Source organism: Micromonospora sp. NPDC005206, from assembly GCF_040608175.1.
GTDB lineage: Bacteria > Actinomycetota > Actinomycetes > Mycobacteriales > Micromonosporaceae > Micromonospora.
This window is the reverse complement of the sequence record NZ_JBEXHU010000004.1, coordinates 53241-77291: the sequence shown is the minus strand read 5'-3', so window position 1 is coordinate 77291 and position 24051 is coordinate 53241. Positions and strand designations below refer to the sequence as shown.

Sequence of the window (24051 nt, the reverse complement as noted above, 5' to 3'; positions counted from 1 at the left end):
GCGCAACTTCAGGGAAACTGCTGCCTCATTGCGCCGCGAGGCCGCAACATCCCTGAAGTTGCGCGGATCTTGGGTGCTCCGGGCGGGGTCCGACCCCCGGGGGTACCGAGTTTGACCATCGGGGCGGGTGGGCTACTATTTGTCGGCACGCCTCGGGGTGTGGCGCAGCTTGGTAGCGCGCTTCGTTCGGGACGAAGAGGTCGTCGGTTCGAATCCGGCCACCCCGACCAGAGGTAAAGGTCAAGGCCCCTCCACCGAGGGGCCTTGATTCGTTTCCGGCGCTCACTGTCCTGCCGGAAGCAGCCAGAAGGCAGCAAGCGACGCGGGCAAGCGGATACGGTCCGGTCCTGTAACCCCCGGCCGCCGACCGACACAAGTAGGGGTATGAGGGAAGTCGACGCCCGGGGAGCCGACTGGTTCCGCGGGATCTACGCACGGCACTATCCGGACGTCGTGCGCTACGGACTGCGGCGACTCGGCGGTCTGACGGCGGCGGAGGAACTTGCCCAGGAGGTGTTCCTGGTGGCCTGGCGGCGCCGGTCGGAACTGCCGTCGCGGACGTTGCCCTGGCTGTATGGGGTCGCTCGTCGGCTGTTGGCCAACCATTGGCGTGCCCACCGGGCCGTACCGCCGCCCGTGGAGCTGACCGAAGCTGCCGCGTTGGACCGTCATGACGGCGTCCTGCGGCTGGTCGATGTGCGCGCGGCGCTCAGCCGGCTGTCGGACGACGACCAGGAGATCCTGCGGCTGGTCGGCTGGGAGCAGTCGTCGTTGAGCGAGGCGGCGCTGGTCCTGGGCTGCGGTGCGGCCACGGCCAAAGTGCGGCTGCACCGGGCTCGACGGCGACTGACCGAGATGCTCCGGGAGCAGCCCGAACAGACCCCCTTACTCGACGGCCAGCTGGGAGGAGCGCGATGAACAAGCGAGTGCGGGAGCTGCTGGAGGCCGCTGACCCGGCACGTGGAATCGAGGTGGGGGCCGGTGACGTCGAGGAAGTGTTGCGGCTCGCCAGCAATGACGTCACGTCCTACGACCAGGTGGTACCTGCTCGGCGGGCGCGGCGACTCGTTGCCGTCGGGGCGGCCTTCGCCGTGGTCGCCGTTGCGGCAATGACGGTCACGGTCCTCCGCCCCACCGCCGGACCCTTCGGATCATCCCAGCCTTCGACTGTTCCGGGTGCCGCTGGCGTCCCGGCCCACTGCCTGAGCACGATCGCGGACCGGATGCGGGCCACGTCGTACGACGGAAAGGCCGGACGGTATGAATACCTGCACCGGAGGGGGCAGAGCGGCAGCTCGGGACTGCGACCGGGTAGCCGCACTCAGTCGGTGAGTGTGCTGTTCAGCGAGGAGACGTCGCGGTGGCTCGCGGCCGACGGCTCGGGACGCCTGCGCACCGTGCGAGGAGCACCGACCTATCCGGACGACGCATCGCGGAACTTCTACGCTGAGCACCCAGAAATGATCCCGAAGGAGGGTTCCGAAACGGACGACCTGCGCCCGGGAGACTTCAGCGTCCTGCCACTGCCGGCGGCGGAACCCGCGGCAATGGGTCAGGCGCTGTACCAGGCGCGGGAGAACGGGCCATCGCACGTGCTTGTCAGCGTCGCGGAGCTGAACAACGAGCGGGTCGTGGACTTTGCCCATCGGGTTGCGCTGCTGCGGTTCCTTGCCGGAACGGAGGGGGTGACCTGTCGCGATGAGCAGACTGACCCGGCAGGACGGACCGGGATCGTGGTGTCAGCCGACCTCGGCCGAGGCCCCCAGCCGAGCCCCGGCGATTGGGGCAGGGAATATCTGCTTTTCGACCCGCAGACCGGGGAGTTGCTGGCCAGGGGCTACGGTGCCAACTCCGCAGCGGGCGGTATGTCATGGTCGACCGTGTACCTGGAACGGGGTTACACGGACGTGCTCGGCTGACGACGTCACGGCGACATGCGGTTGGCCGACTGAGCGGGGACAGCCGTTGTGACCCGTGTTGAACGCCCACGGCCCGTCCGGGTGCATCAGGTCGCGGATCATCAGTCCGCTGGTGGCGCTGGTCATCATCGCCGCCGTCCCCGTCTACTACATCTTCGAACGCGCCCCAGGCGCTCGGCTCCCCCGCAGGCGCGCGGCAGCAGTGAGCCGCTGCCGGACGAGGGGTTCAGCCCCCGTCCGGAGCCAACCGTCGTCGAGCAGGCCTGCGCCGAGGTGTCGGTTGAGCACGTCGAGCGTCTCCGCCGCACACCGGCCGGGCGCCCTGCTGACTAGCATCGACCCTGATGGAGCTGCTGGAGCGCGCGAACGCGCTCGCCACCCTGGACAGGCTGCTGGCCTCCCCCGGCGGCGCGATCGCGCTCGTCGCCGGCGAGGCGGGTGCCGGCAAGTCCGCCCTGGTCAACGCGTTCGCGGCGACGGCCGAGCCACGTGCCCGGGTGCTCTGGGGCAGCTGCGACCCGCTGCTGACGCCCCGGGCACTCGGCCCACTGCACGACATCGCCCGTCAGGTCGGCGGCGTACTCGCGGAGCGACTGACCGCGCTGCACGCGGCGGCGGAGGCCGAACGCCGCGGCACGGTGTTCGACGCGCTCCTCGACGAGCTGACCGGTCCCCGGCCCGGGCGCCGGGCGGTGATGGTGGTGGAGGACGCGCACTGGGCGGACGGGGCCACTCTGGACCTGATCGCGTACCTGGGGCGACGGTTGGCACGCCACCCGGCGCTACTCGTACTCACCCTGCGCGACGACGAGGTCGGAGCGGAGCATCCGCTGCACGGCGTGCTCGCCGGCCTGCCCCGGCCGCTGGTCCACCGGCTGCCGCTGCCCGCCCTGTCCACGGACGCCGTCGCGGCGTTGGCCCGCCGCGCCGGCCGCGCCCCGGCCGGGTTGTACCAGGCCACCGGGGGCAACCCGCTGCTGGTCACCGAGGTGCTGGCCGCGACCGGTCCGGGTGTGCCGCCGACCGTACGCGATCTGGTGCTGGCCCGGCTGGCCGCGCTGTCGCCGCCAGCGCGGGAGGTCGCCGCCCTGGTCTCGGTGGTCCCGTCCCGGGCCGAGCCGTACCTGCTGGTCGATCATCCGCCGGCTGCCGTGCAGGAGAGCCTGGACCGGGGCGTGCTGGTGCCGGCGGGCAACGGGGTGGCGTTCCGGCACGAGCTGCTGGGCCGGGCGGTGCGCGAGTCACTGTCCCCGGTGCGCCGGGCCGCGCTGCACGCGGCCGTGCTGGCCCGGCTCACGCCACGGGCCGACGTCGACGCCGCCCGGCTGGTGCACCACGCGCACCACGCTGACGATCCCACGGCGGTTCTGCGCTGGGCGCCCGTGGCGGCGCAGCGGGCGAGCCGGGCGGGGGCGCACCGGCAGGCGGCGGACCACTACACCGTCGCGCTCCCGCACGCCGCGGGTCTGCCGCCGCCACGTCGTGCCGCGTTGCTGGAGGCGTACGGGACCGCGGCATATCTGGCCGGGCTGGGCGCGCAGGCGCTCGCCGCACGGCGGGACGCGCTGGCCCTGCGGGAGGCCGAGGGCGAGCCGCTGCGGATCGGTGAGAACCTGCGCTGGGTGTCCCGGCTCTCCTGGTGGACCGGGGACAGCACGGCAGCCCGGGCGGCGGGCACCCGCGCCGTCCAGGTGCTGGAGTCCACGCCCCCCGGCGTGCAGTTGGCCATGGCGTACAGCAACATGTCGCAGCTGCTCATGCTCGGTGACGACATCGACCGGGCCATCGACTGGGGTGGCCGGGCCCGGGAGCTGGCCCGGCGGCTCGGCGACGTGGAGACCGAGGCCCACGCGCTGGTCAACGTCGGCTCGGCGCGCCTTCAACGCGGCGACGTCGCCGGGGTCATCGAGCTGGAACGCGGGCACACGCTGGCCGCCGCCCACCACCTCGACGACCACGCGGCCCGCGCGCTGGTCAATCTCGCGACCGTGTCGGTGGACTGGCACCGGCTGACGCCGGCTGCCGAGGCGCTCGATCGCGCGCTGCGCTTCACCACCACCCGGGACCTCGACGGGTATTCCCGCCATCTGCTCGGCTACCGCGCCCGGCTGCGGCTGGCCACCGGAGACTGGTCCGGCGCCCGCGCCGACGCCGAGCAGGCGTTGAGCGGCACCGAGCAGCCCGGCGCGAGTCTGGCCCCGGCACTGGTCACGCTGAGCCGGCTGGACGCCCGGTGCGGCGGCCGGGCCGGGCCACACCACTTGGACGGCGCGACCCGCTGGGCCGCGCAGAGCCGCGAACTCCAGTTCGTCGTGCCGGTGGCCGCGGCGCTGGCGGAACGGCACTGGCTGGCCGGCGAGCCGACACGGGCAGCCGCCGAGCTGCTCCGGGTCCACGGGCTGGCGGTCGAGGCCGGGCAACCGTGGTTCGCCGGGGAGCTGGCGTACTGGCTGTGGCGGGCCGGGGAGCCGGTCGGGGACACCGGGGCGCTGGCGTCCCCGTACCGGCGGCTGATCGAGGGCGACTGGGCCGGTGCGGCCGAGGAGTGGCACCAGCTCGGCTGCCCGTACTCCAGGGCCGAGGCGCTGGCCTGTGGCGACGACCTGGCGGCCGGCGAGGCGCTGCGGATCCTGGACGGGCTTGGTGCGGTCGCCGTGGCCCGGCGGTTCCGGGCCGAGCTGCGCGGACGCGGGATGGCTCGGGTGCCACGGGGGCCGCGCCCGGCGACGGCCGCACACCCGACGGGCCTGACCGCCCGGCAGCGGGAGGTGCTCGCGCTGCTCGCCGAGGGGCTGAGCAACGCCGAGATCGCGGCCCGGCTGTCGCTCTCCACCCGGACCGTCGGTCACCACGTGTCGGCGGTGTTGGACAAGCTCGCCGTGCCCAGCCGCGGTCAGGCGGCCGCGGCGGCCCGCCGGCAGGGCCTGGTGCCGCCAAAATAGGTGTTTCTGCCGATCCCCCAGGGCAGCGCCCCACCTAGCGTCGGTGGCACAACGATCCGTCCGAGGGGGGACCACATGACCACCGCACTCGATCTCAGCGCTGTGAAGGCACGCCAGCAGGTGACCTGGGCCAGCGGCGACTACGGCGCGGTCGCCGCGCTCATCCACCCGATCGCCGAGTGGCTGGTGGCGGCAGCCGACCTGCCGGCCGGCGCCCGGGTGCTGGACGTGGCGACCGGCACCGGCAACGCCGCCATCGCCGCCGCCCGCTGCGGCTGCGTGGTGACCGGCGTCGACTACGTACCCGAACTGCTGGAGCGTGGCCACGCCCGGGCGGCGGCGGAGCGGCTGCCGGTCACCTTCGTGACCGGCGACGCGGAGCGGCTGGCGTACCCCGACGGTTCCTTCGACGCGGTGCTCTCCGTCGTCGGCGTGATGTTCGCGCCGGACCAGGAGCGGGCAGCGGCGGAGCTGCTCCGGGTCTGCCGACCCGGCGGCACGGTGGCGTTGGCGTCGTGGACGCCCCAGGGATTCATCGGCGAACTGTTCCGCACGGTCGGGCGGCACGTGCCGCCGCCGGCCGGGCTACGCCCGCCGGTCCAGTGGGGCGACGAGGGCCGGGTCCGCGAGCTGCTGGGCGGGTCCGTGGGCGAACTGCGGGCGGTACGCCATGAGTTCGTCTTCCGCTTCGGCACCCCGGAGGAGTTCGCGGACTTCTTCCGGGCCAACTACGGGCCGACGCTGAAGGCGTTCGAGGCGCTGCCCGAGGAGCGGCGCCCGCAACTGCACGCCGACCTGGTGGAACTTGCCCGGACGCACAACCGCGCCAGCGACGGCACGGTACGGATCCCGGCGGAGTACCTGGAGGTGGTGGCGCAGCGGGCACCCGAGCCGGCATGACCCGGGGGTAGCCGGATCGGGCGTGGCGTCAGTCCTGCCGCTCGGTGCGCTCGATCTCGGCGAACGCGGTGGCCAGGTAGCCGTCGAGCGGCCGGCCGGCGGTCGACAGCAGGTCGGCGACGAGCAGCGGGGCGTGCCGGGCGACCGCCATCGGGCCCGGCGGGTTGTCGTCGTCGCCCGGGTCGTACACGCCGAGCGCCCCGGCGAGCAGCACCAGCACCACGTGCGGGTCGACCTCCGGTAGCCAGCCGGCGGCCGAGCGAACGCAGGCCTCCAGCACCTGGCGGACGTCGTCGCCGTCCAGCCCGTCCGGATGTGTCTCCTCCAACAGCAGCCGGACCGCCGCGCCGAGCACCAGGCCGGACCGGTCGGCACCGGTGAGCCGCTGCACGGCCGCCTCGTACGCCGTGGGGTCGCGCTGTTGTGCGGCGGCGACGGCCTCGCCGGCGGCGACGGCGATCTCACGGGCCGGTGCGGGCAGATGTCGCCAGGTCACACTCACGGCGCCAGCATGGCAGAGCACACCGACGGCTGGCATCCGCACCGACCGTGCGTGCCGCCGGGCTGGACGGACCGGGGCGTGGGCTCCGTCACGGACCCACCGCCTCGTGCGCGGGAAGCGCCGTAATCGGTTCGCCAACCGTCACACCCGGCGAACAGAATGCCGGACATGCTGCGTCGCTCCCTGCCCCGCCGTTCGGAAGCTCGCCGGATCCTCCTCGGCACCCTGCTGTCGGCGATCGGGCGCGGGCTGACCCTGCCGTTCCTGTTCATCTACCTGACCGACGTGCGCGGGCTCACCGACACCCGCGCCGGCCTGGTGATCGGCTGGTACGGCGCGGTCACCCTGGCCCTGTCGCCGCTGGGCGGGACACTGATCGACCGGTTCGGCGCCCGCCGGGTGGTGGTGCCGTGCCTGCTGGTCGAGGCGGTGGGCACCGGCTCACTGGCGCTGGTCCACTCGACCGGCTCGGCCCTGCTGGTGATGACGGTGATCGCGATCGGCAGCTCGGCGATCTGGTCCGGGCAGAACACGATCCTCGCCTCGCTGACCGACGACGGCGAGCGGCAGCGGGTCTTCGGTCTGAACTTCGCCCTGCTCAACCTCGGCATCGGTATCGGCGGCATGACCTCCGGCGCGATCATCGACACCGCCCGGCCGGGCACCTTCCAGGTGATCTACCTGCTGGACGCGGTGAGCTACCTGATGCCGGCGCTGATCCTGCTCACCCTGCCGGGCGTCGGCCACCGCCTCGGCAAACGTCGGACGGGCGGCGAGCCGTCGGCCGGCGGCTACCTGACCGTGCTCCGCGACCGCCCGTTCCGCCGGCTGGTGATCTTCGGACTGGTCCTCACCACATGCGGGTACGCCCAGATCGAGGTGGGCTTCGCCGCGTACGCCGTGCGGGTCGCCGAGGTCAGCCCCCGGGTGGTGGCCTGGGCGCTCGCGGCCAACACCGTGATGATCGTGCTCGCCCAGCTGCTGGTGATCCGCCGGATCGAGGGGCGCAGCCGCACCGCCGCGCTCGCGGTGGTCGGCGCGGTGTTCGCCACCGCCTGGTTGGTTCTCGGCGCGGCCGGCCTGGTCAGCACCGGAAACGCCCTGGTGGCCGCCCTGTGCGTGGTGGCCTGCTCGGCGATCTTCGGCTTCGGCGAGACGATGCTGTCGCCGGTGATGCCGGCGCTGACCAACGCGCTGGCCACCGATGAGCTGCGCGGCCGGTACAACGCCATGAGCTCGATGATCTTCGGAGTCAGCGGCGTGATCGGTCCAGTGACCGCCGGCCCGCTCATCGGTGCCGCGAACGGCATGGTCTGGGTGGCGGTGGTGGTCGGCGGCTGCCTGGTGGCCTCCCTGGTGGCGCTCTCGCTGCGCCGGCTGCTCACCCCCGAGCAGGACGGCCGCGTCACGACCGGCGCAACCTCCCCCGAGCCGACACCCGCCACCGCCTGACCACGCCCGCGACCGTGGCGTCGTACTCCGGAACGGGTCGGGCCCCGGAGCGGATGCTCCGGGGCCCGATCGTCGCGGGGTCGCCCGTCAGGCGGCGGGAACCTCGGCGGTGGTGCGGATCCGGTCCAGCGTCGGAGCGGAGACCGGCGACCGCGCGGTCAGGTACGCCACGAACGCGTCCAGGTCGATCTGCCCGGTGACCAGATTCGTGCCGCCGGTGAGGGCGCTGAACCCGTCGCCACCGCCGGCCAGGAAGTTGTTCACCGTCACCCGGTAGGTGGCGGCGGCGTCGACCGCGGTGCCACCGAAGGTGAGGCTGCCCCGGACGACGCGGGTGCCGACGCACGGGTCGGCGGCGGTGCCGGTGGTGCCGTTCGGGTCGACCACGTAGCCGACCGTCGCGGACGGGTACAGCGTGCGGCCGGTGACGAACTGCTGCTCGAGTACGCAGTAGAGCTGTGCGCCGGTCAGGTCGAGCGTCACCAGGTTGTTGGCGAACGGCTGCACCGTGAACGCCTCCTCATAGGTGACCGGTCCGGCGTCGAGGTCGGCTCGCACCCCGCCCGGGTTCATGAACGCGGCGACCGCGCTCTGCTCGTCGTCGGTGGCGGCGAGCTGCGCGTCGGCGATCACGTTGCCCAGCGCGGACTCGCCCATGGTCGTACCGAAGAGGGTCTCCTGGGCGCGGGTGATCGCCTGGGTGGTCTCGCCGACCTGACGGTCGGCGACCGGGCCGAGCACCGTCTTGTACCGGTCGATCAGAGCGGTCTGCTTCGGGTCCTTGGCGACGTCCCGGCTGACCACGACGTTGTTCGCCGCGGCGGAGATCACGTCCCCGCTTCGACGGTCGATCTTGAGGTCGATGTCGGTGACCAGGCGGCCGAACGAGCTGGCACTGGTGACCAGCTTGCCGTTGATGTCGCAGTTGTACGCCTGGTGGGTGTGCCCGCTGACCACCACGTCGATCGACGGGTCCATCCGGTTGGCGATGTCCACGATGGGGCCGGTCATGCCGACGCAGTCGTTGATACCGCCGGTCGCGGCCTGGGTGCCACCCTCGTGCAGCAGGACGACGATCGTCTCCACGCCCTTGCGGCGCAGCTCGCGGGCGTACCGGTTGGCGGTGACCGCCTCGTCGGCGAACGTGAGGCCGGCGACGCCCTGCTGGCTGACGATCTCCGGGGTGCCCTCCAGGGTCATCCCGATGAAGCCGACCTTGACGCCCTGCACCTTGTGGATCGCGTACGGCGCCATCAGCGGCTTGCCGGTCGCGGTCTTGAAGGCGTTCGCGGACAGGTACTTGAAGCTGGCGCCCCGGTACGGGGTGCCGTCGGCGCAGCCGTCCACCGGGTGGCAGCCGCCGTTCTGGATCCGCAGCAGCTCGGCCGCGCCCTCGTCGAACTCGTGGTTGCCGACGCTGGCGTAGTCCAGGCCGGCCATGCTCAGCGCCTCGATGGTCGGCTCGTCGTGGAACGCCGCGGAGAGCAGCGGGGACGCGCCGATCAGGTCACCGGCGGCGACCGTGATGGTGTTCTTCTTCTCGGCGGCGGCGCGCAGCTCGGCCAGGTGGGTGGCCAGGAACTCGACGCCGCCCGCGGCCTGCCCGGCGATGGTGCCGCTGGAGCCGCTCGGCGGTTCGAGGTTGCCGTGGAAGTCGTTGAGGGCCAGCAGGGTGACGTCGACCGGCTTCGGCCTCGCGTCCGCCTGCTCGGGGGTTGTGGCGACCGCGCCGAACGCGGCCAGCGCGAGCGCGGTCAGGCCGACGGCGGCCCGACGCATCCCGGGGATGGACATGGAACTCCTCGTGAGAATCGGCGCGTACGGTGCCCGGACTGTGGGTCGACCGGGCCGCCGACCGACGCCGTCGGAAGGGTCGATCGCGGATGCCGGCGGTGGGGATCGCCGCCCGCCCGGACAGCCTCTCATCCAGAAGCCCACCGGTCGACCCGGCGAGCACATCGGAGCTGCGAATACACCGGACGGCCCGGAGGGGCGGCCGGGCGGGACCGACCTGAGCGTCCCTTGACGACGCCGCAATCCAGAAAGGACGCGGTCCACGACGCGCGGCGGTCACCCGACGGCGAGTGCCTCGGTTACCAGCGCCGCCACGGCGTCGGGCGGCCAGCCGTCCGCGACCCCGGGGCGCCGTGCCAGGTAGCCGACGATCCGCTCGGCCGGCCAGCCGTGCGACTCGTGCAGCCCACGGGCGATCATGCCGAGGTAGACCGGCGCCGGTGGACGGCAGCGCACGGCGGACGCCGGCTCCGGCGCGGTGAAGGTGAGCATCGGGGCCCCAGCGCGGTGGCCCGGGCAGACCAGCGTCTCGTAGCGCCCCGGGCCGAGCGTGGCTCGCCCGTCGGCGACGGCCGCGTCGATCGCCGCACCGGTCGCCGGGGTCAGGTCGGCGGCGTCACCTGCTGGCCGGTACATCTCCTGCGCCGCGATGTCGGTGAACTGATTGAGGGTGACCAGGTAGGCGCGGGCGGCGGCCACGCCCGGCAGCTGCGGGTCGTAGAACGCCATCCCGCCGGTCCAGGCGCCGGACTCCCCGGCGAAGTAGATCCCGCCGGGCAGCGACACCGGCACCGACCGGCTCGGTGGACGGCGGTCCCGGCAGCCCGGGTAGGTTCGGCGCCCACCGGGTGGGCAGCCACCGTCGATGTACCACGCCAGCCGGGCGGCGTGCATGTTCGAGCCGTAGGCGACGTACCAGACCAGCCGCTCTTCGGCGTCGACCACGACGGGCGTCCTCAGAAGCCGCACGTCTGGCCGGCGGAGTGGCTCACCTGCACAGTGTGCGTCACGCAGCCGCCCGGCTCTACCGCGTGCAGCAGGAAGGCGGTCGGCTCGGCGACCCAGCCGATCAGCTCGTCGGCGCTCATGGTGAGCGTGCTCTGCCGCCAGGTGCTGGGCGCCACGGTGAGCACGGTGCCGGCGTACCCCGTGGTGACCGGGCGGTGCAGGTGCCCGGCGGCGACCCGCACGACGTGCCGGTGCCGGCCGATCACCTCGGCCAACGCGTCCCCGTCGGCGAGCCGGACGGCGTCGGCCGCCGGAATGCCGACCGCGACCGGCGGGTGGTGCAGGCAGACCACCGCGGGCACCTCGGGCCGGCCGGCCAGCACGCCGTCGAGCCAGCCGAGCTGCTCCTCGCCGAGCTGGCCGCCGTCGCTGCCGGGGATGAGCGAGTCGAGCACCACGACGGTCGCCGCCGCATGGTCGACGTGGTAGTAGGCGGAGAATCCGCCGCCGAGCCAGGGCGTGCCGCCGAAGGCGTCGAGCAGGGACTCCCGATCGTCGTGATTGCCGGCGACCAGGTGCACCGGCAGCGGGAACCGGCCGATCAGCTCGCGGAGCACCGCGTACTCGTCGGGTCGGCCGTGGTCGACCAGGTCGCCGGTGATCACCACGCAGTCCGGTCGAGGCCGCAGCGCGAGCACCCGCCCGAGCGCGCTGTGCAGCCCGGCGGCCCGCTCGGCGGCGAGCACGCCGGTGGTCAGATGGGGGTCACTGAGCTGGGCGATGAGCATGGCCCGCCTCCTCGGTGCCGGAGGCTCCACGCTATCGCCGCCCGGCGCCGTCCGGGGGCCCGCGCCGCCCACAGGCTGCGTCCACAGCCTGTGGATGGCACATGTGTACGAAGCTCGGCCGGCTCCGGGCGACCGTGGGTACGCTTGATCGTGTGGCTTGGCGCCGGCCGGCCCCTCCCCGACCTGGAACGACGTGCGAGTGGATCATCAGCGAGTCATCCGTGACGTCACCGTCCGCCTGCCGATGGCGTCGAGCGCGCAAGAGGCCTGCCGGTGGACGGTCACCGCGCTGTCCCGCTACACCCCGGCGACCATCTCCGTGCTGCTCCAGGTCCACGACCGGCTGCGCTGCGTCGCGGCGACCGGCGCCTGGCAGGTCTTCGCCACCGTGCCGCCGGGGACCGGGATCGTCGGCCGGGTGTACGCGACCGGCGTCGCGGCCGTCGTCCCGGACGTCACCGCCGACCCGGACTACCTGCCGGTACGCCCGGACGTGACCGCGGAGCTGTGCGTGCCGGTGCTTGATCCGTCCGGCCGGGCGATCGGCGTGCTCGACCTGCAGTGGAGCGGGCCGGTCGACCTGGAGCCGTGGCGGGAGACCGCGCAGCGGCTGGCCGCCCGGCTCGGTGCGCGCATCGTCGCGCTCGGCGGCCCGCCAGCGGAGAGCCGCAGCGAGAAGCTGCTCCGGCACGCCGCCGCGCTCTCGTCCGCGCCGACCGAACGGGAGCTGATGGGCGCGGCGAGCTGCGCCGCCCGGGAGGTCTCCACCCTCTCCACCGCGGTGCTGCTGATCGCCGGGCCGGAGGGTGCCCTCCTGCGGCCGTCGCCGCTGGTCCCGGGCGAGTTGGAGACCCGGATCCGGGCCGAGCTGACCGAGGCGGGTCCGGCCGCGCTCGGTCGGATGGTCGACCGGGCGCACCGGTACGGCGCCGGGTACACGCTGGGCGAGGCGGGTCAGCCACCGACCGAGGACTACCGGCCGTTGACCCGGGCCGGGGTGCGCACGCTGGTCGCCGTTCCCGTCGGGCCGACGGACGCGGGCGGGCTACTGCTGGTCGCCGACGAGCGGTTGCTGCGCCCCGACCCGACCACGGTCAGTCTGATGGAGCTGCTCGCCCGGCAGGCCTGGACCAGCCTGGACCGGCTGCGCACGCTGGCCCGGCTACTGGAACAGGCCAGCTCCGACCCGCTGACCGGGCTGCGGCACACCGGCCCGTTCGGGCAGCGGATCGCGGCCGCCACCCCTGGCCGTACGGCCCTGCTCGCGATCGACGTGGACGGTTTCAAGACGGTCAACGACACGTACGGCCACCAGGCCGGCGACCGGGTGCTGGTCGGCCTGGCCCGGGCGCTGGAGGGGGCGCTGCGGCACGGCGACGAGCTGTACCGGATCGGCGGTGACGAGTTCGTCGCGGTGATCGAGGTGAGCCGCCCGGAGGAGGCAGTCCGGATCGCCGAGCGGCTGACCGAGGCGGCTCGGCGGACCGGCCGCACGATCAGCGTGGGCGTGGCACTACCCCGCCCCGGCGAGTCGCCCGATCTCACCCTCCGCCGCGCCGACCAGGCCCTCTACGCCGTCAAGCGCCAGGGAAGAGACGGCGTCCACCTGGCCGCCGCCTGACCCGGCTCCCGGCTCGTCCGGGCGGGAGGGCCGGACGGGCCGGCTCAGGCGGTCAGTTCCTTGGCCAGGAGTTCGGCGATCTGGGCGGTGTTCAGGGCCGAACCCTTGCGCAGGTTGTCGCCGGTGATGAAGAGGTCGAGGGCGCGCGGGTCGTCGAGGGCGCGGCGGATCCGGCCGACCCAGGACGGGTCGGTGCCGACGGCGTCGATCGGCATCGGGAACTCACCGGCGGCGGGGTCGTCGACCAGGATCACCCCGGGGGCGTTGCGCAGCGCCTCGCGGGCACCTTCGGCGTCCACCTCGGTGGCGAAGACCGCGTGCACGGCCACCGAGTGGCCGGTCACCACCGGCACCCGGACGCAGGTGGCGGAGACCTTCAGGTCGGGCAGCCCGAGGATCTTGCGCGACTCGTTGCGCATCTTCATCTCCTCGGACGACCAGCCGCCGTCGGCCGGTGAGCCGGCCCAGGGCACCACGTTGAGCGCCAGTGGCGCCGGGAACGGACCCACGTCGTCGCCGACCGCCTGCCGTACGTCGCCGGTGCGGGATCCGAGCGAGCGATCCCCGGCGACCTTGACGAGCTGGTCGTGGAGGATGTCCACGCCGGCCTGACCGGACCCGGACACCGCCTGGTAGGAGGCGAGCACCAACTCCCGCAGGCCGTACTCGCGGTGCAGCGGGGCGACCGCGACGATCATCGCGAGGGTGGTGCAGTTGGCGTTCGCGATGATGCCCCGGGGCCGGTTGCGGACCTGCTCCGGGTTGATCTCCGGAACCACCAGCGGAACGTCCCGGTCCATCCGGAAGGCACCGGAGTTGTCGACCACGACCGCGCCACGGGCGACGGCGACCGGCGCCCATTCGGTGGAGACCTCGTCGGGTACGTCGAACATCGCCACGTCGACGCCGTCGAACGCCTCCGGGGTCAGCGCCTGGACGACGAGCTCCTCGCCCCGGCAGCGCACCCGCCGCCCGACCGAACGCTCCGAGGCGAGCAGCCGGATCTCGCCCCAGACGTTGCGACGCCCGGTGAGCAGCTCACACATCACGGTGCCGACGGCACCGGTCGCTCCGACCACGGCGAGGGTGGGCAGCGCCGTCATCGGCGCTACCTACCCGTCCCCGCGTAGACCACGGCTTCGGTGTCGCCGCCCAGCTCGAACGCGTCGTGAATGGCGCGGACGGCGGCGTCGAGGTCGGTGTCCCGGCAGACCACGGAGACCCGGATCTCGGAAGTGGAGATCATCTCGATGTTGACCCCGGCCGCGCCGAGGGCCGCGAAGAAGCCGGCGGCCACACCGGGGTGCGAGCGCATGCCGGCGCCGATCAGCGAGACCTTGCCGACGTGGTCGTCGTAGAGCAGGCCCTTGAACTTGACCGGCTCCTGGATCTTGCTGAGCGCGGCCATCGCGGTCGGACCGTCGGTCTTGGGCAGGGTGAACGAGATGTCCGTCCGGCCGGTGCCCTCGGTGGAGACGTTCTGCACGATCATGTCGATGTTGATCTCGGCGCCGGCGACGGTGTCGAAGATCCGCGCGGCGGCACCCGGCTCGTCGGGCACCCCGACGATTGTGATCTTGGCCTCGCTGCGGTCGTGCGCGACCCCGGTGATCAGTGCCTGCTCCACGGAAAGGTCCTCCATCGATCCGGTGACCATCGTGCCGGTGTTGGTCGAGTATGACGAACGGACGTGGATCGGCAACCCCGCCCGCCGGGCGTACTCCACGCTACGCAGGTGCAGAACCTTCGCGCCGCACGCGGCCAGTTCCAGCATTTCCTCGTACGTGATGTGGCGGATGTGCCGGGCGTTGGGCACGATCCGCGGGTCGGCGGTGAAGATGCCGTCGACGTCGGTGTAGATCTCGCAGACATCGGCGCGCAGCGCGGCGGCGAGCGCGACGGCCGTGGTGTCGGAACCGCCTCGGCCCAGCGTCGTGACGTCCTTGGTGTCCTGCGAGACGCCCTGGAAGCCGGCCACGATGACCACCGCGCCCTCGTCGAGCGCGCCCTTGAGCCGCCCGGGGGTGACGTCGATGATCCGCGCGCGGCCGTGCACCGAAGTGGTGATCACGCCAGCCTGCGAGCCGGTGAACGAGCGTGCCTCGTACCCCAGGTTGTGGATGGCCATGGCCAGCAGCGCCATGGAGATCCGTTCCCCGGCGGTGAGCAGCATGTCCAGCTCGCGGCCCGGTGGCAGCGGGCTGACCTGGTTGGCCAGATCGAGGAGCTCGTCGGTGGTGTCACCCATCGCGGAGACCACCACCACCACGTCGTCGCCGGCCTTGCGGGCGGCGACGATGCGCTCGGCCACCCGCTTGATCCGCTCGGCGTTGCCGACGGAGGACCCGCCGTACTTCTGCACCACGAGTGCCACGACGGTGCACTCCCTCCCAGTGACCCTGAGCGTGCCGACGCCGCCGGAACCGGGGCCGGCGGCGCGTGTCAGACCCCTTGAGGGTATCGGGCGGGCCGCCACGCCGGGTCGGGTGATCCCACCATCCGGCCCGACCGGGCCGGGGGCGGCGCGGGCGGCCCGGTCCGCGGGCTCGGGCGGTACGCGGGCGCGGTCCGGCCCGACACGCCGGGGCGAGCCGCGTACGCGACGGCCCCCACCGGCCGCCGGGACCCACCAGAATGGGCCGGTGCCCGTCCTCACCCGCTCGGCCGGCCGCGTGCTCGGGCCGCTCCTGTTCGCCCTGCCGGCGCTCCTGGTCGCCTGCACCAGCGAGCAGCCCTCGCCCCCGCCGCCCATCGATCCCGGGCCGGTGGAGGTGGACGCGGCCCGGGACGAATTGGCCGCGCTCGCAGCTGCCGCCCAGGACCGCCACCTGGTGGCGCGGTACGCATTCAGCCGGGCCGGTCAACCGGACCGCACCATCGTGTTCACCAGCGCGAATGACGGCAGTTGGCGGGTGGACGTGCCGGGTGGCGCGCTGGGGGGCACCGCCGACGTCTCGCTGGCGGCCACCGCCGACGGGCTGTTCCAGTGCGCCCTGCCGTCAACGGGGTGGCCGGAGCCGGCGCGCTGCGTACGCCTCGGCGAGCGTGACGACGCGCTTCCGCGTCGGCTGGACCCGCAGGTCCAGCACCCGCTCACCGACTGGCTGGACGTGCTCACCGACCGGCGCGCGCCGCTCGCGGTCGCCCCGGCCGACACGCCCGAGGGCCTCACCGGCACCTGCTACTCGGTGGACTCCACCTCCGCCTCGCTCAACGCCCCGTTGGACGTCGGCATCTACTGCTACGACCGGGACGGCACGCCGACCGGCGTCCGGACGGCGACCGGGACGCTGAAGCTCGCCGCTCCGCCCGGTCCGGCTCCGGCCACCGTGCAGCTCGCCGGTCCGGTGGCGGACGAGGAGCCGCTCGGCACCGCGGCTCCGCCAACGCCCGACCCGTCCGACAGCCCGGGCGCGGGAACGCTCTGATCTTCGTTCCGTTACGGGTGCGTTTAACCACATTTCGAGAGGCCGCCCTGAGTGGCGAATCACCCGTAAAGGACGATTTTTGACATGGCTGACCTGACCCCGCTGCTCGCTTTCCGCTGGAGCCCTCGGGCCTTCGACCCGAGTGCCGACCTGACTCCGGACGAGGCGGCCTCGCTGCTGGAGGCGGCGCGCTGGGCGCCGTCGGCGGACAACGGGCAGCCCTGGCGGTTCGCCCTCGGCCACCGGGACGACGACAACTGGAAACGGATCCTGATCAACCTCCCGGACAGCGACCAGGGCTGGGTCCGGCACGCCGCGACCCTGGTGGTCGGCGCGCACATCGGCGGCGACGCCGAGCGGGCGGCATACGACCTCGGTCAGGCGATGGCCCACCTGACTTTGCAGGCAACCGCCCTCGGCCTGCACGTGCGCCAGCTCACCCGCTTCGACAAGACCGGCCTCGCCACCGAACTCGACCTGCCCGGCGGCGTCCGCCCGCTGGTGGTCGCCGCTGTCGGCCGGCTCGGGGACCCGTTCGCTCTCCCGGCCGACCTGCGCGCGCGGGAGACCGGCCTGCGTCACCGCCGCCCGGTCGTCGACCTGTTACTCGCCTGATCGGGTCACCCGCCGCGGCTGGCCCGGAGCAGGACCTTCGCGGCATCAGTGTGGCGATAGAGGACGTGCCGACCCTGTCGGGACCGGGAGACCAGGCCGGCGGCGTGCAGGGCGGCCAGGTGCTGGGAGACGTTTCCGGCGGACATCCCGGTGAGTCGGGCCAGGTCGGTGGTGGTCGTCGCCATGTCGAGCAGGTGCAGCAGCGCGGCCCGGCCGGGGCCGACCACGCGTGCCAGCGGGTCACCGGGCGGCGTCGCGGTCGCCTCCCAGAGCGTCCCGACCGCCCGGACCGGGTACGCCCCGGCCGGCACCGAGTCCTCCAGCAGGTTCCACAGCACCCTCCGGTCGGTGAACACGCCCGGATTCAGCGCCAGCCCGCGATCGCGGAGGTCGAAGTCCCGCTTGAACGGGTCGTCGGTGACCACCCGGTCGCCGAGCCAGCGCAGGCTCGGGTGGAGCTGCTCGAACAGCCGACCGGCACCGCCTTCGGCGAGCTGAGCGGCACGGTACGCCACGTCGGCGTCGAGCAGCGCGCGCATCCGCAGCCAGTCCGGGGCGATCGCCTCGTCGTACCAGACCCGCACCGCGCCGATGAGCTGCGGCAGCAGCCCACGAGGATCGGCGAGCAGCGCCCGCCCGAACGGGCTCAACGGTCGGCTCGGGGTGGTCGCCAGCAGATCCCGGACCACCACGTCCGGCGGCGTCGCCGCGATCTGGTCGAGTTGCTCGGCCATCTCCATGTTCGGCCGGGCCGCCGGGGTGAGGAAGTCGGGCAGCCAGCAACGCGGCCGGGTCAGCTCCACCAGCGGTCGGACCCGGCGGGCCACCTCTGGACGACGCAACGTCACCCGGGCCCGGTCGATCCAGGGCAGGTGCACCGCGTAGCGGACCGGGCTGGCCAGTGCCCACATGCTCATGACCGTCTCGTTGGCCGGCGACACGGCGAGCCGCACTCCCGCGACGTCGGCCAGGCTGAACCGCAACTCGGACACACGCACCCCCGGGCTCAGGATTCGGTCCAGCCTAAAAGACTCGACCGGGCCCGTGGGGGCACGCTTCACTCACCGGTCATGGGGGCCAGAGACACCATCCGCACCGCCGTCCGAAACGTCGTACCGCCGGCTGGGCTGACCCGCGCCCTGGCGGTGCAGGCCATGGTCGGCGCCGTCGGCGGCGGCCTGTTCCAGGCCGGCAGCGCCGTCTTCTTCACCCGGGCGCTCGGGCTCAGCGCCGCCCAGGTCGGGCTGGGGCTGTCCATCGCGGCGGGGGTGTCGCTGCTGGGTACGGTGCCGCTGGGCGGACTCACCGACAGGTACGGACCGCAGCGGGTCTGGATTTTCGGGCTGGTGCTGGACGCGGCGCTCTTCGCGACCTACCCGTTCGTGGGCGGCTTCGCCGGTTTTCTCGCCGTGGTGATGGCGCTGGCCGCCGTGGACGCCGCGACCGGGGTGGCCCGGCAGGTTTACTCGATCAACGCACTCCCCCCGGCCGAACGGGTCACCGCGATGGCGTACCAGCGCTCGTCGCTGAACGTCGGATTCGGGCTGGGTGCGGTGATCAGCGGCCTGGTGCTGGCGGTGGACACGATGGCGACGTACCGGGGGATGGTCTGGTTCATCGCGGCGGTGTTCCTGGTGACAGCTCTCTTCGTACGGCGACTGCCCCGGCTGCCCCAGACGACTCGGCCGGTGGAGCCGATGGGCCGGCTCGCCGTGCTCCGGGACCGCCCGTTCATGGCGGTGTCCCTGCTCTCCGGGCTGCTCACCGCGCACCAGACGCTCTACCTGACGGTGCTGCCGCTCTGGATCCTCACCCACACCGACGCCCCGAAGACGGTGATCGCCGGGCTGGTCCTGCTCAACACGGTCCTGATCGTGCTGCTCCAGGTACGCGCCAGCCGGGACGCCGACACTGCGCCGGGCGCGGCCCGGGCCTCCCGCCGGGGTGCCCTACTGATAGCCCTGTTCTGTCTGGTCCTGCCGATCTCCGGGGTGACCCGGGGCGCGCTCACCCTGGTCGTATTGGTGTCGGCCGCGACGCTACTGATCCTGGCCGAGCTGATCGAGTCGGCGGGCACCTGGGGGCTCACCGCCACCCTGCCGCCGGCCGCACAGCGCGGCGCGTACGTGGGGGCGTTCCGGCTCGGCACGCAGGTGCAGTACCTGATCGCGCCGGCGGGGTTGACCGCGCTCGGGGTGACGACCGGCGGGTGGGGCTGGATACCGGCGGCAGCGATCTTCGCGCTGGTCGGGCTGGCGATCGTACCCGTGGTGGGCTGGGCCGAACGGACGCCGCGACTGAGTGCCGTGGCCCCCGAGCAGGTCATGACCCCGGTCCCATAATCCGGACCTACCTTCCCGCTCCTCGCCGCATCACGTACGGTTACTTGGTCATGTGGCGGGCGCTTCTCCTCCTTAGCCGCCGCGACGAGGCCTGACCGGCCGGCACCTCGTCGCGGAGTCGCATCGCGCCGTCCAGCACATCCGAACTTCTTCTCGGCACCGCCGCGCACCGTCGCCCGGCATCTCGCCGACACCTTCCGATCTGCTGACGCCACATGTTCCAGGGAGCACTCTGAGATGGCTCAACCTGTCACCGACGCTGAGACCGATCCGATCGCCCGGCAAAGCCCGAGCCGGATGCCGTACCACCGCTACCAGCCCTACCGCGAGCAGTTCCGGGTCGACCTGCCGGACCGCACCTGGCCCACCCGGCACGTCGACGCCGCGCCGCGCTGGTGCGCCGTGGACCTGCGGGACGGCAACCAGGCCCTGATCGACCCGATGTCGCCCGAGCGCAAGCGCCGGATGTTCCAGCTGCTGGTCCAGATGGGCTACAAGGAGATCGAGGTCGGCTTCCCGTCGGCCAGCCAGACCGACTTCGACTTCGTCCGGCAGCTCATCGAGCAGGACATGATCCCGGACGACGTCACCATCCAGGTGCTCACCCAGTGCCGGGAGCACCTGATCGAGCGCACGTTCGAGTCGCTGCGCGGTGCGAAGCGGGCGATCGTGCACTTCTACAACTCGACCTCCACCCTCCAGCGTCGGGTGGTCTTCGGCCTGGACCGGGACGGCATCACCGACATCGCCACCTCCGGCGCCCGGCTCTGCCAGAAGTACGCCGAAATCCACACCCCGGACACGGACATCCACTACGAGTACTCGCCGGAGTCGTACACGGGCACCGAGCTGGAGTACGCGGTGGAGGTCTGCGCCCGGGTCATCGACGTGATCGACCCGACGCCCGACCGGAAGCTGATCATCAACCTGCCGGCCACCGTCGAGATGGCGACGCCGAACGTGTACGCCGACTCGATCGAGTGGATGCACCGGCACCTGCCGCGCCGGGACAGCCTGGTGCTCAGCCTGCACCCGCACAACGACCGGGGCACCGGCGTGGCCGCCGCCGAGCTGGGCCTGCTCGCCGGCGCGGACCGGATCGAGGGCTGCCTGTTCGGCAACGGCGAGCGCACCGGCAACGTGGACCTGGTGACGCTGGGGCTCAACCTCTTCTCCCAGGGCATCGACCCGATGATCGACTTCTCGAACATCGACGAGGTCCGGCGGGCCGTGGAGTACTGCAACCAGCTGCCGGTGCACGAACGCCACCCGTACGCCGGCGACCTGGTCTACACCGCCTTCTCCGGCTCCCACCAGGACGCGATCAAGAAGGGCTTCGACGCCCTCACCGCCGACGCGGCGGCTGCCGGCGTACCGGTGGACGAGCACACCTGGGCGGTCCCCTACCTGCCGATCGACCCGAAGGACCTGGGCCGCACCTACGAGGCGGTCATCCGGGTCAACTCGCAGTCCGGCAAGGGCGGCGTCGCGTACATCATGAAGAGCGAGCACCAGCTGGACCTGCCCCGCCGGCTCCAGATCGAGTTCTCCGGCGTGGTGCAGCAGGTCACCGACCACGACGGCGGCGAGGTCGACCCGGCCGCCATGTGGGAGATCTTCGCGACGCACTACCTGCTCGACCACCAGCCCGACCCGGCCGTACGCCTGGCCGGCTACACGATCAGCACCACCGACGGCAAGGTCGAGATCGAGGCTCAGGTCGGCGTGGGCGCCGAGCAGCGTTCGCTCGCCGCGGTCGGCAACGGCCCGATCGACGCGTACGTCAACGCGCTCCAGTCGGTCGGGGTGGGCGTCCGGGTGCTCGACTACCACGAGCACGCGCTCTCCTCCGGCGGGGACGCGCAGGCCGCCGCGTACGTGGAGTGCGAGGTGGACGGCCGGGCGGTCTGGGGCGTGGGCACCGACGCCAACATCGTCACCGCCTCGATCAAGGCGGTCACCAGCGCCGTCAACCGCGCCCGCGGCTGAACGCACCCTCCGGACGTCGAAGTGTAAGGAAGGGCCCCTTATTAACGCCTGGCGTTAATAAGGGGCCCTTCCTTACTTCGGGGGTGTGGCGGCGGGCAGCGAGTGGCAGGGCTGCGACGGCGGGGCCGCGCGGGGCGGCCGGTGGACCAGGACGAGGGCCAGCACCGCGCCGGTCAGCAGCAGGCCGGCGCACCAGGTCATCGCGCCCCGGAACGCGTGCGTCAGGTCGGCCTTCTGCTCGTACCCGCCGCCGGAGAGGCCGACCAGCAGCGGCAGCGCGGCCACCGCGAGCAGGCCGCCCGCCCGGGACGCGGCGTTGTTGAAACCGCTGGCCACCCCGGAGAACCGGTCCTCCAGGGCGGCCAGCACCGACGCGGTCAACGGCGCCACCACCAGGGTCAGCCCGAGACCGAAGAGCAGCACCCCGGGCAGCACGTCCCGCCAGTACGACGCGCCCGGGCCGACGCCGCGCAGCAACAGCAGACCGACGGCCGCCACCGCCGGTCCGACGGCCAGCGGCAGCCGCGGGCCGATCCGCGCCGACAGCGCGCCGGCCCGGGCGGAGCCGATCAGCAGCAGCACCGTCATCGGCAGCAGCGCGATCCCGGTGCGGAAGGCCGACCACTCGACCACGTTCTGCAGGTAGACGGCGAAGAAAAAGGTGAAGCCGCTGAGCGCGGCGTAGACCACCACGGTGAAGATGTTCAGCACCGAGAAGAGCCGGCTGCTGAACAGCCCGGTGGGCAGCATCGCGGTGTCTGCGCGCCGCCGTTCCAGCAGCACGAAGGCCACCGCGGCTAGCACACCGACCAGTGCCGCGACCACCACCACGGCCGAGTCGAAGCCGCGCGCCGGCGCGTCGATCAGGGCGTACGTGACGCCGGCGAGCGCGAGCGCGCCGAGCAGCGCCCCGGCCACGTCGAACCGGCGTCGGGTCCGGCCCGGTCCCACGGTCCGGGATGCTTTCTCGTCCCGGCTCTCCGGCACCCAGCGCAGGGCCGCCAGCAGTACCAGCACGGCGATCGGCAGGTTGAGGAAGAAGATCCACCGCCAGGACAGCGTGTCGATCAACCAGCCGCCGATGAACGGACCCAGTGCGGTGGACACGCCGGACAGCCCGGCCCAGGCGCCGATCGCCCGACCCCGGTCGTCCGGGTGGAAGCTGGCCTGGAGCACCGACAGCGATCCGGGGGTGAGCAGGGCCCCGCCGGCGCCCTGGAGGAACCGGGCCGCGATCAGCCAGCTGGTGCCCTGGGCAAGCCCACAGAGCACCGAGGCGGCGGTGAACCAGACCACCCCGGTCAGGAAGACCCGTCGCCGGCCGAAGCGGTCCCCGAGCGCGCCGCCGAGCAGCACGAACGCCGCCAGCATCAGCAGGTAGCCGTTGACGGTCCATTGCAGATCCGCCACGTTTGCGCCGAGGTCCTGGCCGAGCTTCGGCAGCGCCACGTTGACGACCGTGCTGTCCAGGAAGACCATGCCGGAGGCGAGCACGGTGGCGAGCAGGGTCCCCCGGCCGGCGGCGGTCCCCATCCGCAGTGCCGGCGCCGGTACGGGTGCGGTCATCCCACCAATCTGCCTTGCAGCATGTGGGAGACGCCACGAAACGCCGAAACCATCCCCGGGTACTGTGCGCAATCGCCGGGAGACCGCAAGCTGGAGAGGTGTCGTCTGTGCGTACCAGATCAGGACCGCGCGCGGCGGTGGCCGCGCTCGTCGCGTCGCTGGCGCTCGGCGTGGCCGGTTGCGTCCCGCCCGATGAGCCGGACACCGCGCCACCGGGTGGCGGCAGCAACGCCGTTGAGCAGTTGGGCCAGCTGACGGTCGCCAGCGCCGGCTCGATGAAGGGCTACAGCCGTGAGCACTTCCCGCACTGGCGGAACACCGGCAAGAACTGCGACGTGCGGGACACCATCCTGCAGCGCGACGGCAAGGACGTGAAGCTCTCCGGCTGCAATGTGGTCGGCGGGCGCTGGGAGAGCGTGTACGACGGTCGCAGCGCCACCGATCCCTCCGACGTGGACATCGACCACATGGTGCCGCTGGCCAACGCGTGGCGTTCGGGTGCCGACGAGTGGAACGACGCGAAGCGCGGCGATTTCGCCAACGACACGACGCGGCCTCAGCTCCTCGCGGTTTCCGCGTCCTCCAACCGGGCAAAGGGTGACCAGGACCCGTCCCAGTGGAAACCGGCGAACCGGTCGTACTGGTGCCAGTACGCCGAGAGCTGGGTGACGGTCAAGCACCACTGGCGGCTGACGGTGACCAGCGCCGAGAAGACCGCCCTGACCGAGATGTTGGAGGGCTGCACATGGGCGAACAAGCCGTGACGGGCGCTGGGGGAACCCCCGCCCCGGAGCAGACGCCGGACGCGGGCGGCGACGACGCGGCTGCGGCCGGCAGCGCGCCGGCCGGACCGGCGACCGCGGGCATGACCGTGGACGGCAGCACCGGCACCGCCGGCACGGTGCCCGGTGCGGGGATGAACGCGGACGGCCCCAACCCGCCCGACACCGCGACGCCGGGCGCCGGCATGGATGCGGACGCGGCCAGCGGCGCCACGCGTACCGCGGACATCGTCCCCGGGCCGGGCGGAGTGATGACCGACGAGGTGGGTGTGGTGACCGGGGAGCTGACACTGCGCACCAGCTACGCCGACGGCCGGGTCACGCTGAACGTGCAGTACAAGGACGCGGACGAGTGGTACGCGGTGACCGGCGGCTCGGTGCCGCTGCCCGACCCGGCGGGTCTCGACGCGGTGCACGGCGTCGCGGTGGCCCTGCTGCACCGTCCGGAGGGCTGAGCCCCACG

At 72.7% G+C, this 24051-nt stretch carries 20 protein-coding genes and 1 tRNA gene; 13 read left to right on the top strand and 8 right to left on the bottom strand.

Annotated features, from left to right (window positions below):
- Positions 1-153 precede the first annotated feature (153 nt).
- From ABZU69_RS06475 to ABZU69_RS06455, 5 genes are all read left to right on the top strand, one after another.
- A tRNA-Pro gene (locus ABZU69_RS06475) sits at positions 154-230 on the top strand.
- 154 nt (positions 231-384) lie between these two features.
- Positions 385-918 (top strand): RNA polymerase sigma factor, encoded by a 534-nt coding sequence (locus ABZU69_RS06470; protein ID WP_354963380.1) that lies wholly within the window; start codon positions 385-387, stop codon positions 916-918.
- An 8-nt stretch (positions 919-926) separates the two neighbouring features.
- Positions 927-1919 (top strand): CU044_5270 family protein, encoded by a 993-nt coding sequence (locus ABZU69_RS06465; protein ID WP_354963379.1) that lies wholly within the window; start codon positions 927-929, stop codon positions 1917-1919.
- 344 nt (positions 1920-2263) lie between these two features.
- A complete protein-coding gene (locus ABZU69_RS06460; protein ID WP_354963378.1) occupies positions 2264-4861 on the top strand; it encodes an AAA family ATPase in 2598 nt (865 codons plus the stop codon).
- Between the two features lie 75 nt (positions 4862-4936).
- Positions 4937-5761, top strand: a complete 825-nt coding sequence (locus ABZU69_RS06455; protein ID WP_354963377.1) for a class I SAM-dependent methyltransferase — start codon at positions 4937-4939, stop codon at positions 5759-5761.
- Positions 5762-5789: 28 nt separating this feature from the next.
- Here ABZU69_RS06455 and ABZU69_RS06450 read toward each other — a convergent pair whose 3' ends face one another.
- Positions 5790-6263: a hypothetical protein gene (locus ABZU69_RS06450; RefSeq protein ID WP_354963376.1), complete on the bottom strand. Its 474-nt coding sequence runs from the start codon at positions 6261-6263 to the stop codon at positions 5790-5792.
- A 168-nt stretch (positions 6264-6431) separates the two neighbouring features.
- On the opposite strand from ABZU69_RS06450, the gene ABZU69_RS06445 reads away from it, so the two are divergent.
- The gene (locus tag ABZU69_RS06445; protein WP_354963375.1) at positions 6432-7715 is read left to right on the top strand and encodes an MFS transporter; all 1284 of its coding nucleotides are present in this window, start codon (positions 6432-6434) and stop codon (positions 7713-7715) included.
- Positions 7716-7802: 87 nt separating this feature from the next.
- On the opposite strand, the gene ABZU69_RS06440 is transcribed toward ABZU69_RS06445, so the two are convergent.
- From ABZU69_RS06440 to ABZU69_RS06430, 3 genes are all read right to left on the bottom strand, one after another.
- Positions 7803-9509 (bottom strand): bifunctional metallophosphatase/5'-nucleotidase, encoded by a 1707-nt coding sequence (locus tag ABZU69_RS06440; protein WP_354963374.1) that lies wholly within the window; start codon positions 9507-9509, stop codon positions 7803-7805.
- A gap of 276 nt (positions 9510-9785) precedes the next feature.
- Positions 9786-10454, bottom strand: a complete 669-nt coding sequence (locus ABZU69_RS06435; protein ID WP_354963373.1) for a histone deacetylase — start codon at positions 10452-10454, stop codon at positions 9786-9788.
- An 11-nt stretch (positions 10455-10465) separates the two neighbouring features.
- Positions 10466-11245, bottom strand: coding sequence for a phosphodiesterase (locus ABZU69_RS06430; protein ID WP_354963372.1), 780 nt, complete (start codon positions 11243-11245; stop codon positions 10466-10468).
- Positions 11246-11444: 199 nt separating this feature from the next.
- Between ABZU69_RS06430 and ABZU69_RS06425 the strand changes: the two genes are divergently transcribed.
- Complete coding sequence (locus ABZU69_RS06425) at positions 11445-12866, top strand: sensor domain-containing diguanylate cyclase (protein WP_354963371.1); 1422 nt, start codon at positions 11445-11447, stop codon at positions 12864-12866.
- A 44-nt stretch (positions 12867-12910) separates the two neighbouring features.
- Here ABZU69_RS06425 and ABZU69_RS06420 read toward each other — a convergent pair whose 3' ends face one another.
- Together ABZU69_RS06420 and ABZU69_RS06415 are read right to left on the bottom strand one after the other, a co-directional pair.
- On the bottom strand, positions 12911-13969 hold the full coding sequence (locus ABZU69_RS06420; RefSeq protein WP_354963370.1) for an aspartate-semialdehyde dehydrogenase: 1059 nt from the start codon (positions 13967-13969) through the stop codon (positions 12911-12913).
- A gap of 5 nt (positions 13970-13974) precedes the next feature.
- Positions 13975-15240, bottom strand: coding sequence for an aspartate kinase (locus ABZU69_RS06415; protein WP_354963369.1), 1266 nt, complete (start codon positions 15238-15240; stop codon positions 13975-13977).
- Between the two features lie 268 nt (positions 15241-15508).
- Here ABZU69_RS06415 and ABZU69_RS06410 point away from each other — a divergent pair, with 268 nt between their 5' ends.
- Both ABZU69_RS06410 and ABZU69_RS06405 read left to right on the top strand, forming a co-directional pair.
- Entirely contained in the window at positions 15509-16294 is a 786-nt protein-coding gene (locus tag ABZU69_RS06410) for a hypothetical protein (RefSeq protein ID WP_354963368.1), read from the top strand.
- Between the two features lie 84 nt (positions 16295-16378).
- Positions 16379-16909, top strand: coding sequence for a nitroreductase family protein (locus ABZU69_RS06405; protein ID WP_354963367.1), 531 nt, complete (start codon positions 16379-16381; stop codon positions 16907-16909).
- A gap of 5 nt (positions 16910-16914) precedes the next feature.
- Here ABZU69_RS06405 and ABZU69_RS06400 read toward each other — a convergent pair whose 3' ends face one another.
- Entirely contained in the window at positions 16915-17901 is a 987-nt protein-coding gene (locus ABZU69_RS06400; protein ID WP_354963366.1) for an ArsR family transcriptional regulator, read from the bottom strand.
- A 78-nt stretch (positions 17902-17979) separates the two neighbouring features.
- On the opposite strand from ABZU69_RS06400, the gene ABZU69_RS06395 reads away from it, so the two are divergent.
- Both ABZU69_RS06395 and leuA read left to right on the top strand, forming a co-directional pair.
- Positions 17980-19251, top strand: coding sequence for an MFS transporter (locus tag ABZU69_RS06395; RefSeq protein ID WP_354963365.1), 1272 nt, complete (start codon positions 17980-17982; stop codon positions 19249-19251).
- 237 nt (positions 19252-19488) lie between these two features.
- Complete coding sequence (gene leuA, locus ABZU69_RS06390; protein WP_354963364.1) at positions 19489-21240, top strand: 2-isopropylmalate synthase; 1752 nt, start codon at positions 19489-19491, stop codon at positions 21238-21240.
- A 72-nt stretch (positions 21241-21312) separates the two neighbouring features.
- Here the strand turns inward: leuA and ABZU69_RS06385 are convergent, their stop codons facing one another.
- Positions 21313-22806, bottom strand: coding sequence for an MFS transporter (locus ABZU69_RS06385; protein WP_354963363.1), 1494 nt, complete (start codon positions 22804-22806; stop codon positions 21313-21315).
- Positions 22807-22913: 107 nt separating this feature from the next.
- Here ABZU69_RS06385 and ABZU69_RS06380 point away from each other — a divergent pair, with 107 nt between their 5' ends.
- Complete coding sequence (locus ABZU69_RS06380) at positions 22914-23570, top strand: HNH endonuclease family protein (RefSeq protein WP_354963362.1); 657 nt, start codon at positions 22914-22916, stop codon at positions 23568-23570.
- Positions 23552-24043 carry a hypothetical protein gene (locus ABZU69_RS06375; RefSeq protein WP_354963361.1) on the top strand — a complete coding sequence of 164 codons (492 nt, stop codon included), beginning with the start codon at positions 23552-23554 and terminating at the stop codon, positions 24041-24043. The genes ABZU69_RS06380 and ABZU69_RS06375 overlap by 19 nt, the downstream gene beginning before the upstream one ends.
- Positions 24044-24051: the final 8 nt, after the last annotated feature.

Bases quoted from the DNA above. Each gene is read 5' to 3' on its own strand.
- ABZU69_RS06455 (WP_354963377.1), top strand. From the start codon at position 4,937: ATGACCACCGCACTCGATCTCAGCGCTGTGAAGGCACGCCAGCAGGTG.
- ABZU69_RS06470 (WP_354963380.1), top strand. From the start codon at position 385: ATGAGGGAAGTCGACGCCCGGGGAGCCGACTGGTTCCGCGGGATCTAC.
- leuA (WP_354963364.1), top strand. From the start codon at position 19,489: ATGGCTCAACCTGTCACCGACGCTGAGACCGATCCGATCGCCCGGCAA.
- ABZU69_RS06445 (WP_354963375.1), top strand. From the start codon at position 6,432: ATGCTGCGTCGCTCCCTGCCCCGCCGTTCGGAAGCTCGCCGGATCCTC.
- ABZU69_RS06420 (WP_354963370.1), bottom strand. From the start codon at position 13,969: ATGACGGCGCTGCCCACCCTCGCCGTGGTCGGAGCGACCGGTGCCGTC.
- ABZU69_RS06440 (WP_354963374.1), bottom strand. From the start codon at position 9,509: ATGTCCATCCCCGGGATGCGTCGGGCCGCCGTCGGCCTGACCGCGCTC.
- ABZU69_RS06430 (WP_354963372.1), bottom strand. From the start codon at position 11,245: ATGCTCATCGCCCAGCTCAGTGACCCCCATCTGACCACCGGCGTGCTC.
- ABZU69_RS06405 (WP_354963367.1), top strand. From the start codon at position 16,379: ATGGCTGACCTGACCCCGCTGCTCGCTTTCCGCTGGAGCCCTCGGGCC.
- ABZU69_RS06375 (WP_354963361.1), top strand. From the start codon at position 23,552: ATGGGCGAACAAGCCGTGACGGGCGCTGGGGGAACCCCCGCCCCGGAG.
- ABZU69_RS06385 (WP_354963363.1), bottom strand. From the start codon at position 22,806: ATGACCGCACCCGTACCGGCGCCGGCACTGCGGATGGGGACCGCCGCC.
- ABZU69_RS06395 (WP_354963365.1), top strand. From the start codon at position 17,980: ATGGGGGCCAGAGACACCATCCGCACCGCCGTCCGAAACGTCGTACCG.
- ABZU69_RS06460 (WP_354963378.1), top strand. From the start codon at position 2,264: ATGGAGCTGCTGGAGCGCGCGAACGCGCTCGCCACCCTGGACAGGCTG.